Consider the following 14,851-nt stretch of genomic DNA (forward strand, 5'->3'; position numbering starts at 1 on the left):
CGCACGTGTCGATGAAGCGTCTGGCGGAGACGTACGCGCGGGCGCATCCGCGAGCCTAGCGGTTAGTGTGTGGGGCAGGAGTGTGCCGGGCGGGGGAGTGTGCTGGACTGTGCTTTGCTTGACTGCGCTTTGCCGGACTGTGCCTTGAGCAGAGCTTTGGGCAGTGATTTGAATAGCTCGGAACGCCGCCGCTCATGTCTCTCTATTTGAACCTTGCCCGTCCAGGTTGTACGAATGGGTGAGTTCAATCTAAGCTATACACTGTTCAACCACCGCCTAAACTCCCAGTGCGCCCTGAATTTCTGCACTGGGATGTTTATACAAAGCGGCTGAACAAGGTAGCATAGGTAACAGACTAGCCGTGGTCTCCGTCTCTACGGAGACACCGCGTACGAGTACTAAAAACCAGAAAGGTCGCACCGCATGCGCGCACTCGTTTGCCCCGGACAGGGCTCCCAGAAGAAGGGCTTCCTGAGCCCCTGGCTCGAGATTGAAGGTGTGCGTGAGCACCTGGAACGACTCTCCGAAGCGGCAGGCATCGACCTGATTCACTACGGCACCGAAGCCGAAGAAGAAACCATCAAGGACACCGCCATCGCCCAGCCCCTCATCGTGGCTGCAGGCATTGTGACCGGTCGCCTCGCACTGCGCGAACTCGAGGGTGAAGAGCTTATCTTCGCGGGTCACTCCGTCGGTGAAATCACCGCGGCAGCCCTCGCAGGCGTACTCAGCGATGAAGACGCAATGCGTTTCGTGCGCGTGCGTGCCAACGGCATGGCGGAGGCGGCAGCCGCCTCCCCGACCGGCATGGCTGCAGTACTCGGCGGCGTTGAAGAAAACGTCCGCGAAGCCATCGACGTAGCGGGCCTCGTCGCGGCAAACTCCAACGGCGGCGGCCAGATTGTAGCCGCAGGCCCCATCCCCGCCATCGAAGCATTCGCCGCGAACCCGCCCGCACGCGCTCGCGTCATCCCCCTGAAGGTTGCTGGCGCATTCCACACCGAGGCAATGGCACCCGCCGTGCCCGCACTGGAAGAGTTCGCCGCATCCCTGCAGGTCTCCGACCCGACCTCCGCACTGCTGACCAACCGCGACGGTTCCGCCGTGGCATCCGGTGAAGAGTTCGTCAAGACCCTCGTCTCTCAGGTCACCAGCCCCGTCCGCTGGGATCTGTGCATGGCAACCCTGCTTGAGCGTGAGGTCGCCGGCATTATCGAGGTCGCCCCCGCGGGCACCCTGGTCGGCCTGGCAAAGCGTGCGATGCGCGGCGTGCCCGGCACCTCCATCAACACTCCCGAGGACCTCGCCTCTCTGAAGGGCTAAACGCTGCAGGAGAGCACCCCGCCCTCCCCGCACTGGGAACCCTTCACACTAGACATGCACTTTAGACCTGCAAGGCACACAGTGCCTTGCGAGCATCAGCACTAAGGATTGAATACGTGACTACCCTCAAGCAGTACGAAATCAACCGCTACTCCCGCATCCTCGGTTACGGCGCAGCCCGCGGTGAGGTCATCGTCCCCAACGACGACATCGTTGAGGCAATCGACTCCTCCGACGAGTGGATCAAGCAGCGCACCGGCATCGCAACTCGTCACCGCGCCAGCGAAAACCAGTCGGTAGCCGACCTCGCCATCGGCGCCGCCAAGGACGCCCTCGAAGCGTCCGGTGTAACCGGTGAGGACATTGAGGCGGTCATTATCTCGACCATCTCGCACCCCTACGCAACCCCCTCCCTGGCAACCCTGGTCGCCGACGCAATCGGCTCCAAGTGCCCCGCATACGACATCTCCGCAGCGTGTGCAGGTTTCTGCTACGGCATCGCCCAGGCAGACGCCCTCGTCCGCGCGGGTACCGCAAAGCACGTGCTGGTCATCGGCGTTGAGAAGCTCTCCGACTTCATCGACAACACCGAACGCACCATCTCCTTCCTGCTCGGCGACGGCGCAGGCGCAGCAGTCGTAGGCGTCTCCGACGAGCCGGGCATCGCCCCGACCGTATGGGGTTCGGACGGCTCCCGCTGGGGCACCGTCGGCATGACCCACTCCCTGCTGGACATCCGCAACCGCGACTTCGTTGCGAACCCCGTCGAAGAAGGCGAAAAGATCTGGCCCACCCTGCGTCAGGACGGCCCCTCCGTCTTCCGCTGGGCAGTATGGGAAATGGCGAAGGTCGCCAAGCAGGCACTCGAGACCGCCGGTATCACCCCCGACGAGCTCGGCGCGCTCATCCCGCACCAGGCAAACGCCCGCATCATTGACCAGATGGTCAAGACCCTCAAGCTTCCCGACACGGTGGCAGTGGCACGCGACATCGTCGATGCCGGTAACACCTCCGCCGCATCGGTCCCGCTCGCCGCACACCGCCTGCTCAAGGAGAACCCGGAACTCTCCGGCAAGTTCGCCCTGCAGATCGGCTTCGGTGCCGGCCTGGCATTCGCAGCTCAGGTAGTCGTCCTTCCCTAAGGAAAACCACCGGAGCCCGATGCTCACCCGCCCCCTCAGCCCGGCACCGTGCCGGTGCACGAGAAAGAAAATAAAGCGGGAAAGCATCCCCTAAAACTCCGAGTTGACGCATGCGTACACCACGCAGACACGATAAACTCGGTAATGCACGCGTACCCACGAATTGTGGGTGCGATGACCATCGAACAACAAAGGAGCCCCTGAATGGCTAACAAGGAAGAGATCCTCGCAGGTCTGGCAGAAATCGTTAACGAAGAGACCGGCGTTGAGGTTGAGGACGTTCAGCTGGACAAGTCCTTCACCGAGGACCTGGACATCGACTCCATCTCGATGATGACCATCGTCGTGAACGCTGAGGAGAAGTTCGAGGTGACCATCCCGGACGAAGAGGTCAAGAACCTCAAGACCGTTGGCGACGCAGTCGAGTTCATCGCGAACGCTGCCTAAGCTATAACCAATAACGAGGCGGCGCGGGCTCTCACCGGCCCGCGCCGCATCGCTATTCACTCAGCTTTCAATCCAATACACCCCGGGCACACGCAGGGTGCGATGACTGCACTCCCCACGGCGTGAAAACGCCCACTGCAAACCCCGGGCCCTACAGGTTTTTATCCACACACCACCGGATAAACCACCAAATCGACCACCGAAGAGAAAGTGCCACAATGTCTCGAAAAGTGCTGGTGACCGGCCTCGGCGCGACCACCCCCATTGGCGGCGACGTCCCCACCACCTGGGAAAACGCAACCAAGGGCGTATCTGGTGTATCCACCCTCGACCATCCCTGGGTCAAGGAATACGACCTGCCCGTATACATTGCAGGCCAGCTCGCTGTGCCCGCCCTCGAATCCGGCCGCCTCACCAAGGTAGAAGCAAAGCGCCTGGATCCCTCGGGTCAGCTCGCCCTCATCGCCGCACGCGAAGCATGGGAAGACGCAGGATTCTCCGGCCCCGACGCCGAATCCGCAGAAGAAGTCGACCCCGAACGCACCGGCGTAGCCTTCGGTACCGGCATTGGTGGCGTGTGGACCCTCCTCGACGCATGGGACACCCTCCGCGAAAAGGGCCCCCGCCGCGTCCTCCCCATGACCGTGCCCATGCTCATGCCCAACGGCAACGCAGCAGCAGTCTCCATGAACCTCAAGGCACGCGCCGCAGCACAGACCGTCGTCTCCGCATGCGCATCCTCCACCGAAGCCATGCAGCTCGGCGCCGAAATGATCCGCAGCGGCAAGGCAGACGTCGTCATCGTCGGCGGCGCCGAAGCAGCAATCCACCCCCTGCCCATGGCAGCATTCGCCAAAATGCAGGCACTCTCCTCCCGCAACGACGAACCCGAAAAGGCATCCCGCCCCTACGACGTCGACCGCGACGGCTTCGTCATGGGTGAAGGCGCAGCAGCGCTCATCCTCGAATCCGAAGAGCACGCCAAGGCACGCGGCGCACGCGTCTACGCAGAACTGGCAGGCACCGGCGTCTCCGCCGACTCCTACCACATCACCGCACCCGACCCCGCAGCACTCGGTGCAACCCGCGCACTGCGCGAAGCCCTCGAAGACGGCAACATCGACCCGAAGACCGTCGTGCACATCAACGCGCACGCCACCAGCACCCCCGCCGGTGACCTGCCCGAAGCAACCGCAATGCACGAAACCTTCGGCGACCACACCAAGAACATTGCCGTCTCCGCAACCAAGTCCATGACCGGCCACCTGCTCGGTGGCGCGGGCGCCCTCGAGGCTGTGCTGACCGTACTGGCTCTGCACCACCGCACCGCACCCTGCACCATCAACCTGGACAACAAGGACCCCCAGATTGACCTGGACGTGGTGACCGACGCACGCGAGCTGCCCGCCGGCGAGATCGTGGCACTGTCGAACTCCTTCGGTTTCGGCGGCCACAACGCTGTTGTAGCATTCCGCTCTGTAGAGGACTAATCCCTCAGGGCTTCTAGCCTTATATAGACATAACGCTCCCTCAACTACCGCGTGTAGCTGGGGGAGCGTTATGTTTTGGATGCGTTTGTGGGGGAGGCCGTACCGGACAACGCTTGCGGGGGAGTGCCCCCTCTGCGGCGCTGGGGCGCCTTGAGGACGGAGCCCCCGCTTCGCGTGCCCGGTACGCCTTCTAGGCTCGCCCGAGTTTGGGGCGCCCCTGTTTTAGACGTTAAAAACGGGTGGCGTATTCGCTCCGGCACTGCGAATACGCCACCCAAACACACCACACTCCACAAGACAATGCAGAGCGCGCGGGATCAACCATCCCGCAAGGTTCCCGCAACCTCCATCGCGCACCACGGTAGGCGACGACAGAAGAACGGGAGCTTATGACCGTTCGACACGCACAACACCCCACACAAGGGTGCACACCGTGCGATCATCCGGAAGTTTATTCGGAAGAGCTCCCACGCCGGTTCCGTTGAGAAAACAATTCGGTGTGGTTGCCTCCCGATGGTGAAGCACATCAACATCGTGTGCCGCAATACTGCGCAATCCAGTACGCGCAGATGTTGCGTGAAAACTATCCTCAGGAATGCAGTCCGCGGGCCAGTTTTCCAGCTTCAAATGGCAGAAGCTTAAGGGTTTGATGTGAGTGCTCGGATGGTCCGAATCATGTAGCTCTCAACGGAACCGGTTTATCGGTGATGGGAGCTCCTGTAGATAAGAATAACCTTAAATCACCCCTGGAGTAAACCTTAAACCAATAATTTAACCTTATTGTTATAATTCCTTGTCATAAAGGTATTGACGGGTGTTCAGTGTGCCCTGAGCAACCCCCTGGAAGCCTCCGTAACTCTTTGGTCTGTTTGGTGCTCTCCACCGTTATAAAACCGTGATAAATCGCCCCCGAAGAATGAAGAATCAGGTTCCAGGGAGGTCCCGCGAGTGGCTGCCGCGGGGAGTTGCATAGCGGGGCTTGAAAGCATGCTCAGGACGCAGTCACAAAACGTCATCTTGTCACGGAAGTTATCCCAGAGAAAACAAATTAAACCCCCAGCGTGCGCTGTGGCATAATCAATATCGACATCGTGCTCCGGGGTCGGTGAAATTCCGAACCGGCGGTCACAGCCCGCGAACCGCTCCCGCAGGCAGGCAAAAATCGTACGAATCTTCGCATCCGCACAGGATGCCAAGACTCCGCTAGAGAAGCCCGCCCGCAAGAGAGGCCGAACCGGTGAAAATCCGGTGCCGACAGTACAGTCTGGATGGAAGGTAGCACGAGCAGAAAAAGGCAGGAGCGCACTCCACCGCACCTCCCGAAAACCGGGATAGCGTGCAGGGTGCACCGACGCAGTTGCTTCAGAGAGCTGCTGCTTGAGAAAACTGTTGCTTAGAGAACGGTTTCTTGGCAGAGCATCAGCTTTCGATGTAGCAGGGGAGAGGCACCTCGGAGGTGCCGGCACGTTATTCCCCTGCCGCGGTTGGCTGATTTCAGCTATGGTTTTCAGTTGCGGTTGGCTGGTTTGCCACTCCTGCCGCATCACGGATACCCGGCACCCCACGGCGCCCACGGTACCGCTCTTTCTGTTCCTCTCCCCGGAGCCGCCGCAGATGCGCACCCCGCGCATCCGACACACGGTCCAACTCAGAGAGGAAAGAAACAATGGACATCCTGCGGTGGCTCTTCGACGCACAAATTCACGTGGGGGACCAGTCCCTCCTCGTGCGCGAAGTTCTCGGAAACGCATTCGGCCTAGCATCGGCGCTGGGCGGCATGCGACGCAAAGTATGGGCGTGGCCCGTCGGTATTCTCGGCAACCTGCTGCTCCTCACTGTCTTCCTGGGCGCCCTCGTCGGCAGCCCGCACCCCGTCACCATGCTCGGCCAGGCAGGCCGCCAAATCATGTTCATTGCCGTGTCCATCTGGGGCTGGCATCGTTGGCGTGCAACCCGCGCCGCCGGTGGTGACGCCTCCGAAGGTGCCGCAGTGATCCCCAAGTGGGCGACCAACACCGAACGTGCAGGTCTGGTTGTTGCCATGGTTGCAGGCACCCTGCTGCTCACCCCCATCTTCCGCGCCCTCGGCTCCTACGAACCGGTCTGGTCCGACGCCTGGATCTTCACCGGCTCGCTGCTCGCCACCTACGGCATGGCGCGCGGTTGGGTTGAATTCTGGCTCATCTGGGTTGCCGTCGACCTGGTCGGCGTGCCGCTGCTGTGGAGCGCAGGCTACTACGCGACCTCCCTCATGTACGTGTTCTACGGATGCTTCACCCTGATCGGCTTCTTCGTCTGGTGGCGCACCCGCAACCTGGAAGCGCAGAAGACCCAGGTGCAGACCCAGTTCCCTGACGTGACCGTTGAAGTTACTGACGTGCAGAAGGGTCGTGCGTAAGATGCCGCAGAATCCCTCTCAGGAGGTGCTGGCGAGCGCGCACCTGCCCGCAACCGTTACCCCCAGCACGCACCTGCCGCACAACGATGCGGACTACTCCGCTGCTGAGTACGGTCACCTCGCTGGGCTGCCCGCCGCACGCACCCTCCAGCTGCCCGACCCCGAGCAGATCCTCAGCCACGACGATGCGATGAGCCTGGCACTGCAGGCAGCACGTCAGGGTATCCGCGGCGCAAACCCGCTCGTCGGCGCCGTCATCACCGACCGTGACGGGCACCTGCTGCACGTGGGCTACCACCGAGGCGCAGGCACCCCGCACGCCGAAGCCGACGCACTCGCCGCCGCCCGCGCCGCCGGAACCGACCTTACCGGCGCCCGCATGTACGTGAGCCTGGAACCCTGCAACCACACCGGACGTACCGGCCCCTGCTCCCACGCCGTCGCCGAGGCGGGCATTAGCGAACTCTACTACGCCTACAGCGACGACACCGAAAACGCTGCCGGAGGCGCCGCCTACCTGCGCTCGCAGGGCGTCACCGTGCACGCCATGGAGGAGTTCGCGAACGCCTCCTACCTGCTGAACGAACGCTGGTTCATTGCCGCCGCCGAACGCCGCCCCTTCATCACCGCAAAGAGCGCATCCACCCTGGACGGGTTCATCGCGGCAGCTGACGGCACGAGCAAGTGGATTACCGGCCCCGCCGCGCGCATTGACGGGCACCTGATTCGTCACCGCGCCGACGCCGTCATGATTGGCACCCGAACCACCCTCATGGACGACCCGACCCTGGACGCGCGCGACGCCAACGGGGAACGCTTCGAGAAGCAGCCGCTGCGCGTGGTCATGGGCAAAACCGAGATTACCGAGAACTACCGCGTGCGCGGCCTCAACCCGCCCGAAGGCGTGGAGGCGGACCCGCAGAACTTCCTGCAGGTCTTCACCCACGACCCGCGCGAACTGCTCGATGAGCTGTACGCCCGCGGAGTGCGGCACCTCATGATTGAGGGCGGCCCCGGCATGGTTGGCCTCTTCGCCGGTGAAGACCTCATCGACGAGATGGTCTGGTACCGCGCCCCCATAATCATGGGGCAGGGTAAGAGCGCCGTCTACCGCCTGCTCGTGGACACTCTCGCTCAGGCGCCGCGCCTGCAACTGGACGATCTGGGCATGTTCCCGGCGGTGCGCGTGCTCGGCAACGACACCGCAACGCATCTGGTGCCCGCACCTCGCGGAACGGCGCAGGAACCGGGTGAACGACGTACCCTGCCGAAGCTGGACGCCTGCCACGCGCCCGAACCGAGGCTGGACTAGTCGCGGCTGGACTAGCATCCGCCTGGGCTAAGTGCGGGCGGGGGAGTAGCATCTTAATGCCCCCCCGCCTGCGCCCGGCTAATTCATGCCGGCTGGTTCGCATGCTGGCACAAAAACGCCCCGTCACGGGGAATATTCGAAAAATACGTATAGTTATACAGACGAACAAACCATCGCCGCCCGTCGCCCTCAACGACGACGACCCGGCGGACACGGCGAGAAAAGGAAAGCACACCATGTTTACCGGAATCATTGGCGCCCTCGGCACCGTAGAATCCATCACCCCCATCGAAGGTAGCGACGCAGCCTACCTGACCCTCAACGCCGGAGACATCGTCGCCGACCTCGAACACGGCGGCTCCCTCGCCGTCAACGGTGTATGCCTCACCGCTATCGACCTCGACCAGCTGCAGCCCGGCCAGTTCCGCGCCTACGCGATGGGGGAGACTCTGCGCCGCACCAACCTCGGCAACCTGAACCCCGGTGACACCGTCAACCTGGAGCGCTGCCTGCCTGCCGGTGGCCGCCTCGACGGTCACGTCGTGCAGGGCCACGTGGATGCGGTAGGTACCCTCGCATCCATCACCGCGCACGAGGCGTGGAGCACCCTGCGTTTCAACCTACCCACCAAACTGGCGCCCCTGCTCGCCGAGAAGGGCTCCATCGCTGTTTCTGGCGTGTCCCTGACCGTCACCGCCGTTTCTGAGCCCGGCGAAACCCCCGCATGGTTCGAGGTCGGCCTGATCCCCGAAACCCTGAAGGCAACCAACCTCGGCGCCCTCAAGGTTGGCGACAGCGTGAACCTTGAGACCGATGCGCTCGCTAAGTACGTGCAGCGTCTGACTGCGTTCGCAGGCGTGCCCCAGGCTGACTCTGCGCACTCCGGTGAGCAGGTTGCGCCGCGTCGCGCCGACGCCGCAAGCGTCCTCGACAGCGTGCAGACCGCAGTGGACGCTATCGCAGCAGGTCGCGCCGTGGTCGTTGTTGACGACGAAGACCGCGAAAACGAAGGCGACATCATCTTCGCAGCCGAGCACGCAACCCCCGAGCTGATGGGCTTCATGATCCGCTACACCTCCGGCGTGGTCTGCGCACCCCTGAGCAACAAGCGTGCCGACGAGATGAACCTGCCGCCCATGGTCACCAACAACGAGGACCCCAAGGGCACTGCATACACCGTCTCCTGCGATGCGGCATCTGGTGTGAGCACCGGCATCTCCGCGGCAGATCGCGCACGCACCGTGCAGATCCTCGCGGATGCATCCTCGACCCCGGCGGACATCACCCGCCCCGGCCACATCTTCCCGCTGCGCGCTGTTGACGGCGGCGTGGCGGAGCGCCCCGGCCACACCGAAGCCGCTGTGGAACTCTCCCTCGCGGCGGGCCTGTCCGGCGTGGGCGTTATCGCCGAGGTCGTGCACGACGACGGCTCCATGATGCGTTTCGACGCACTGCGCGCCTTCGCCACCGAGCACAACCTGCCCATGATCTCTATCGAAGACCTCATCAAGTACGTAGCTAAGGCGTAGGAGAACGCATGAGCGAAACCCCTAACACCCAGGCAACGCCAGGCACCCTGGTCGAGCCGGTTGAGGCGCAGGCTGAAGAGCTCAGCGCCGAATCCCTGCGCATCGCCTCCCAGCTCGCTGAAGGCTACCGAGTCAGCCCCCTCGACATGGTGCCCAACCCCAGCCCGCTGCTGGTCGAAAGCACCGAAGAGGTCGCCGTACCCACCCCGCAGGGTGTGTTCGGCCTGCGCGCCTGGCGATTCGCAGACGGTGCCGAGCACATCAGCGCCCGCGCCCTCGACCGTGACGGCACCCCCGTACCCACCGAGGACGGGGGAGCGCCCGCGGTGCGCATCCACTCCGAATGCGCCACCGGCGATATCTTCGGTTCCTTCCGATGCGATTGCGGCCCCCAGCTGGAGAACGGCCTGCGCATCATTGGCCGCACCGGCGGGTACCTCATCTACGTGCGCAACCACGAAGGACGCGGCATCGGCCTGGTCAACAAGCTCCGCGCCTACGCGCTGCAGGATGCCGGGCTCGACACCCTCGACGCGAACCTGGCGCTCGGCCTGGACGGCGACATGCGCGACTACTCGCAGGCGGCACTGATCCTGCAGGAACTCGGTGTGAACGAGCTGAGGCTCGTGACCAACAACCCCGCCAAGCAGGAGGCGCTCGAAAGCCTCGGCCTGCAGGTCACCGAACTCATCCCGGACGAAATTCCCGCCCGAGTCGAGAACGCACACTACCTGCAGACCAAGCGTGAGCGCATGCGCCACGTGCTCAAAAGCGCGTAGCGGCACCCCTGCAAACCCCTAATTTTTCAAAACCCAAAACCCACAAGGAGAACACAATGAGCGGCGTAGGCGCAGCAGACACCACCCTCAACCCCGAAGACTACAAGGGCTTCAAGCTCGCAATCGTAGCGGCAAGCTGGCACACCCAGGTCATGGACGGCCTCATCGACGGCGCGCAGCGTGCAGCACGCGACGCAGGCATCGAGCCGACCCTCGTGCGCGTTCCGGGCACCTTCGAGCTGCCCGTCGCAGCGACCCGCCTCGCTGAGAAGTTCGACGCAATCGTCGCGCTTGGCGTGGTCATCCGCGGCGGCACCCCCCACTTCGACTACGTCTGCCAGGGCGCAACCAACGGCCTGACCGACGTGTCCGTGCTGACCGGCCGCCCCATCGGCTTCGGCGTGCTCACCTGCGACAACGAGCAGCAGGCACTCGACCGTGCAGGCCTGGAAGGCTCCAACGAAGACAAGGGCTACGAGGCGACCGCAGCGGCACTGCAGACCGCAGCAACCCTCAAGCAGTTCAGCAACTAACATGGCTGAACGGTACGCGGCTCAGTTTCACGAAGAGAACTATTGACTCTTTACCGTGGAACTGGGCCGCAGCACCGGTTAAACTGAAACAACCCGCGCACCGGGCTTACCGGGATTTATCAGGCATCATCGGGCGTCTATGGATCTGGCAAGTATGCGCCAGAGAGATACACACCGGCACATATGTCCCGGTACCCCCATGTACCGGTAAAACCCCATGCACCGGTAAAAACCCCGCGCGGCAGCTAAGGGACACAGCGCACCGATGCGCTCCCAACCCAACACCAAGGAGTACAGCAATGCAGGATTTGGGCACCATCACCCCCAGCCTCGAAGAATTCCGCGCCCGCGCAGCCGGCACCCGCGTCATTCCCGTACACATCAAAATCCTCGCCGACTCACTCACCCCCATCGGCATCTACCGATCCCTCGTACTCCAAAACGACCAGGGCGAACCCGTCGAAGCAGCCCACGGCACCTTCCTGCTCGAATCCGCCAAAATCTCCGCAGAGGGCGAATCCGCAGCCTGGGACCGCTACTCCTTCATCGGCGCATCCTCCCGCTCGACCCTCACCACCGTTGACGGCGCAGTCCACTGGCAGGGCCGCACCCCCGCCGGCGCACCCGTCGACGGCGACCCCGTAGAAGCCATCGCCAAGACCCTGCAGATGCTCTACACCGAACCCGACCCGACCCTGCCGCCGCTCACCTCCGGCCTGGTTGGTTACCTCGGCTGGGACGTCGTACGCCACTGGGAGCACCTGCCGTTCCCGCCCGCCGACGACGTGAACCTGCCCGAATTCGCGCTCAACATGGTCTCCGACATGGCAATCCACGACAACAAGGATGGCACCGTCCTGCTCGTCGCCAACGCCATCAACTTCAACGGCACCAGCGAAAACGTCGACGGCGCCTACGAGGATGCCATCGCGCGCCTGCACAGCATGCTCCGCCGCCTGCAGCGCGGCGCCGCCGCAACCACCTCCACTCTCTCCGGCGTGGCAGACATTGACCGTAAGGTCCGCGAAGACGTCACCCTCACCTGGAGCGAACAGGGCTTCAAGGACGCCATCGACCGCTCCAAGAAGAACATCATCGACGGCGACGTCTTCCAGATTGTGCTCTCACGCCGATTCGAAGCCGAAACCAACGCCAAGGCACTCGACGTGTACCGTGTACTGCGCCAGTCCAACCCCTCGCCCTACATGTACCTCTTCAACTTCGAAGACAGCAACGGCACCCCCTTCCACATTGTCGGCTCCTCCCCGGAGGCGCTCGTTACCCTCAAGGACGGCATCGCCAGCACCCCCCCCATCGCCGGTTCCCGCCCGCGCGGTGCAACCCGCGAAGAAGACCTCGCACTCGCCGAGGAACTGCTCGCCGACGAAAAGGAACGCTCCGAACACCTCATGCTCGTCGACCTGGCACGCAACGACCTCTCGCGCATCGCCAAGCCCGGCACCGTGTCCGTCGACCAGTTCATGATCATTGAGCGATTCAGCCACATCATGCACATTTCCTCCGCCGTCAGCGCCGAACTCGACCCGCAGTTCAGCGCCTACGACGTGCTGCGCGTCGCCTTCCCGGCAGGCACCCTCTCCGGTGCGCCCAAGCCGCGTGCCATGCAGCTCATCGACGAATACGAACCCACCCGCCGCGGCGTCTACGGCGGCGTGTGCGGCTACTTCGACTTCGCCGGCAATATGGACATGGCCATCGCCATCCGCACCGCCGTACTCAAGGAAGGCACCGCCTACGTGCAGGCAGGTGCAGGCCTCGTCATGGACTCCAACCCGGACTCCGAAACCCTCGAAACCGTCAACAAGTCCGCCGCCCCGCTGCGCGCAGTGCTGACCGCCTCCGGCCTGGCACCCCTCGACGCAGACGTAGCCGTCAACGCCACCAAGTAACCCAAGGAGACACCATGAGCACCGTTCTCGACGAGATCATTGTCGGCGTCCGCGAAGACCTCGCCGCCCGCGTACAGCAGGTTCCCCTCGAGGAGATGAAGAAGCGAGCCCTCGCCGCCGCACCCGCCCGCGATGCGCTCGCCTCCCTGCGCGGTGAAGTACCCGGCGGCGGCAACGGCGCAACCGCACGCATTATCTCCGAGGTGAAGCGCTCCTCACCCTCCAAGGGTGCCCTCGGCGAAATCCCGGACCCCGCCGCGCTCGCCGCACGCTACGAGGCAGGTGGCGCAGCCGCAATTTCCGTGCTCACCGAACAGCGCCGCTTCAACGGCTCCCTCGCCGACCTGGACGCAGTACGCGCCGCCGTAAACATCCCCGTGCTACGTAAGGACTTCACCGTCGACGAGTACCAGATCTGGGAGGCACGCGCACACGGCGCCGACCTCGTGCTGCTCATCGTCGCGGCCCTCGACGAGAAGACCCTGCGCGAGTTCCTCGAACTCACCGAATCACTCGGCATGAACGCCCTCGTCGAAACCCACACCCCCGAAGAAATCGAGGTCGCCCAGCGCATCGGCGCCAAGATTGTGGGCATCAACGTGCGCAACCTCAAGACCCTCGAAGTCAACAACGAACACTACGCATCCCTCGCCGCGCACCTGCCCAACTCCGTCATCAAGGTCGCCGAATCCGGCGTTGCCAGCATCGAGGATGTGCGCGCCTACGCCGGCGCCGGCGCCGACGCAATCCTCATCGGTGAAGCGCTGGTACGCTCCGGCGACCCGGAAGGTACCGTGCGTGAATTCTCCAAGGTGCCTGTGACCCGATAGGGGGTGCTAAGAGAAGACGACCGGACAACGCTCGCGGGGGAGTGAGGCTTCCGTGGGCTAGTTGTTTGAGAGGTTGTACCGGACAACGCTCGCGGGGGAGTATAGCTTCCGTGGGTTAGTTGTTTGAGAAGGCGACCGAAACACACGAAGCGGGGGAGTGCCCCCTCATCGGTGCCTGAGGCACCTCGAGGACGGAGCCCCCGCTTCGCGTGTCCGGTACGCCCTCTAGGTCGCCTACCCCTCGGGTGGAGGATAGAAGGGGTTGGTAGGTGGGTACCTTCTCGGGGTAGCTCGCCGCAGTCTTGGGTATATGAAGCTGGTATGTGGTTCCCTTCTCTAATTAGCTCGCCTTGGGATGGTTGAAATAGGGGTTGGTCTGGGGTTTCCTTCTCGGGTCAGCTCACCTGATTCTAGGGTTATTTATCCTGTCGGATTTTTATCTACTTCCCGGATACAGACCTGATACATAGAGATAGAGCCGGTGCCTGCTTCGCAGCAGGCACCGGCTTTTTACTTATTAGAGAGCTCTTAGCGGCCCGTATAGTCCGTGTCCGCAATATCCTTCGGCCAGCGCGCCTTACGGAACGGCGCCCACGTAAACGCCGCCGCCACCAACAACAAACCACTCATAATGAACGCCGGAACAAAACCCCACGCATCCGCAATCAAACCAGCCACCAGCGGGCCCAAAATCATACCGAAATCGCTAGCCATCTGATACACCGCCAACACCTGGCCACCACTACGGCGAGTACCAATCACATCAGACACCGCAGCCTGAATCGACGGGCCCATAAACGCCGCACCAATACCCAGGCACGCCGTCAACGACACAAACACCCACGCCACCGGCGCGAAGCCCATAAACGTCACCGCAGAACCCGCCAACAGCAGACCCGAAAACGCCATCACACGGCGGCCAAAACGATCCGAAAAACGACCCGAGAACGTCTGCGTCAACGCATTACCAAACGAGTTCGTCGCCATCGCCAACGACGCCAACAGAGTAGCCGCCACCGAATTCGACATGTCGCCGCCGGTCGCCAAATACGCCGCCGCCAACGGAATAATCGACGACTGCACCCCAAACACCGACCAGCCAATCGCCCAATTCGACCCCAGCGCCGAACGGTAATTCGTGAACTTGCAGGCGTCGCG

The 14,851-nt window shown here is 63.0% G+C and carries 12 protein-coding genes and 1 riboswitch; of the genes, 11 read left to right on the plus strand and 1 reads right to left on the minus strand.

The window, feature by feature from the left end:
* Window positions 1-423 precede the first annotated feature (423 nt).
* From HXO69_RS07400 to trpC, 11 genes are all read left to right on the plus strand, one after another.
* On the plus strand, window positions 424-1,323 hold the full coding sequence (locus HXO69_RS07400; protein ID WP_296546253.1) for an ACP S-malonyltransferase: 900 nt from the start codon (window positions 424-426) through the stop codon (window positions 1,321-1,323).
* A 116-nt stretch (window positions 1,324-1,439) separates the two neighbouring features.
* Window positions 1,440-2,465, plus strand: coding sequence for a beta-ketoacyl-ACP synthase III (locus HXO69_RS07405; protein WP_296546254.1), 1,026 nt, complete (start codon window positions 1,440-1,442; stop codon window positions 2,463-2,465).
* A 204-nt stretch (window positions 2,466-2,669) separates the two neighbouring features.
* A complete protein-coding gene (locus HXO69_RS07410; protein WP_005507475.1) occupies window positions 2,670-2,912 on the plus strand; it encodes an acyl carrier protein in 243 nt (80 codons plus the stop codon).
* A 218-nt stretch (window positions 2,913-3,130) separates the two neighbouring features.
* Complete coding sequence (gene fabF, locus HXO69_RS07415) at window positions 3,131-4,402, plus strand: beta-ketoacyl-ACP synthase II (RefSeq protein WP_296546255.1); 1,272 nt, start codon at window positions 3,131-3,133, stop codon at window positions 4,400-4,402.
* A gap of 1,087 nt (window positions 4,403-5,489) precedes the next feature.
* Window positions 5,490-5,688: riboswitch (FMN riboswitch) on the plus strand.
* Between the two features lie 380 nt (window positions 5,689-6,068).
* Window positions 6,069-6,800: a nicotinamide riboside transporter PnuC gene (gene pnuC, locus HXO69_RS07420; protein ID WP_296546257.1), complete on the plus strand. Its 732-nt coding sequence runs from the start codon at window positions 6,069-6,071 to the stop codon at window positions 6,798-6,800.
* Between the two features lies 1 nt (window position 6,801).
* Window positions 6,802-8,112: a bifunctional diaminohydroxyphosphoribosylaminopyrimidine deaminase/5-amino-6-(5-phosphoribosylamino)uracil reductase RibD gene (ribD, locus tag HXO69_RS07425; protein ID WP_296546259.1), complete on the plus strand. Its 1,311-nt coding sequence runs from the start codon at window positions 6,802-6,804 to the stop codon at window positions 8,110-8,112.
* A gap of 236 nt (window positions 8,113-8,348) precedes the next feature.
* Window positions 8,349-9,641 carry a 3,4-dihydroxy-2-butanone-4-phosphate synthase gene (ribB, locus tag HXO69_RS07430; RefSeq protein WP_296546262.1) on the plus strand — a complete coding sequence of 431 codons (1,293 nt, stop codon included), beginning with the start codon at window positions 8,349-8,351 and terminating at the stop codon, window positions 9,639-9,641.
* A gap of 8 nt (window positions 9,642-9,649) precedes the next feature.
* Window positions 9,650-10,420: a GTP cyclohydrolase II gene (locus tag HXO69_RS07435; protein ID WP_296546264.1), complete on the plus strand. Its 771-nt coding sequence runs from the start codon at window positions 9,650-9,652 to the stop codon at window positions 10,418-10,420.
* Window positions 10,421-10,476: 56 nt separating this feature from the next.
* A complete protein-coding gene (gene ribH, locus HXO69_RS07440; protein WP_005506244.1) occupies window positions 10,477-10,953 on the plus strand; it encodes a 6,7-dimethyl-8-ribityllumazine synthase in 477 nt (158 codons plus the stop codon).
* Between the two features lie 299 nt (window positions 10,954-11,252).
* Window positions 11,253-12,863 carry an anthranilate synthase component I gene (locus HXO69_RS07445; RefSeq protein WP_296546266.1) on the plus strand — a complete coding sequence of 537 codons (1,611 nt, stop codon included), beginning with the start codon at window positions 11,253-11,255 and terminating at the stop codon, window positions 12,861-12,863.
* Window positions 12,864-12,877: 14 nt separating this feature from the next.
* Complete coding sequence (trpC, locus tag HXO69_RS07450) at window positions 12,878-13,693, plus strand: indole-3-glycerol phosphate synthase TrpC (protein WP_296546269.1); 816 nt, start codon at window positions 12,878-12,880, stop codon at window positions 13,691-13,693.
* A 528-nt stretch (window positions 13,694-14,221) separates the two neighbouring features.
* On the opposite strand, the gene HXO69_RS07455 is transcribed toward trpC, so the two are convergent.
* The coding region (locus HXO69_RS07455; protein ID WP_296546270.1) for an MFS transporter at window positions 14,222-14,851 on the minus strand (630 nt) is incomplete at its 5' end.

This window comes from Rothia sp. (in: high G+C Gram-positive bacteria) (genome assembly GCF_015265375.1).
GTDB lineage: Bacteria > Actinomycetota > Actinomycetes > Actinomycetales > Micrococcaceae > Rothia.

What these genes read in the sequence shown, in the direction of transcription:
- ribB (WP_296546262.1), top strand. Translation starts at nt 8,349, where the DNA reads ATGTTTACCGGAATCATTGGCGCCCTCGGCACCGTAGAATCCATCACC.
- pnuC (WP_296546257.1), top strand. Translation starts at nt 6,069, where the DNA reads ATGGACATCCTGCGGTGGCTCTTCGACGCACAAATTCACGTGGGGGAC.
- HXO69_RS07435 (WP_296546264.1), top strand. Translation starts at nt 9,650, where the DNA reads ATGAGCGAAACCCCTAACACCCAGGCAACGCCAGGCACCCTGGTCGAG.
- fabF (WP_296546255.1), top strand. Translation starts at nt 3,131, where the DNA reads ATGTCTCGAAAAGTGCTGGTGACCGGCCTCGGCGCGACCACCCCCATT.
- ribD (WP_296546259.1), top strand. Translation starts at nt 6,802, where the DNA reads ATGCCGCAGAATCCCTCTCAGGAGGTGCTGGCGAGCGCGCACCTGCCC.
- HXO69_RS07445 (WP_296546266.1), top strand. Translation starts at nt 11,253, where the DNA reads ATGCAGGATTTGGGCACCATCACCCCCAGCCTCGAAGAATTCCGCGCC.
- HXO69_RS07410 (WP_005507475.1), top strand. Translation starts at nt 2,670, where the DNA reads ATGGCTAACAAGGAAGAGATCCTCGCAGGTCTGGCAGAAATCGTTAAC.
- trpC (WP_296546269.1), top strand. Translation starts at nt 12,878, where the DNA reads ATGAGCACCGTTCTCGACGAGATCATTGTCGGCGTCCGCGAAGACCTC.
- ribH (WP_005506244.1), top strand. Translation starts at nt 10,477, where the DNA reads ATGAGCGGCGTAGGCGCAGCAGACACCACCCTCAACCCCGAAGACTAC.
- HXO69_RS07400 (WP_296546253.1), top strand. Translation starts at nt 424, where the DNA reads ATGCGCGCACTCGTTTGCCCCGGACAGGGCTCCCAGAAGAAGGGCTTC.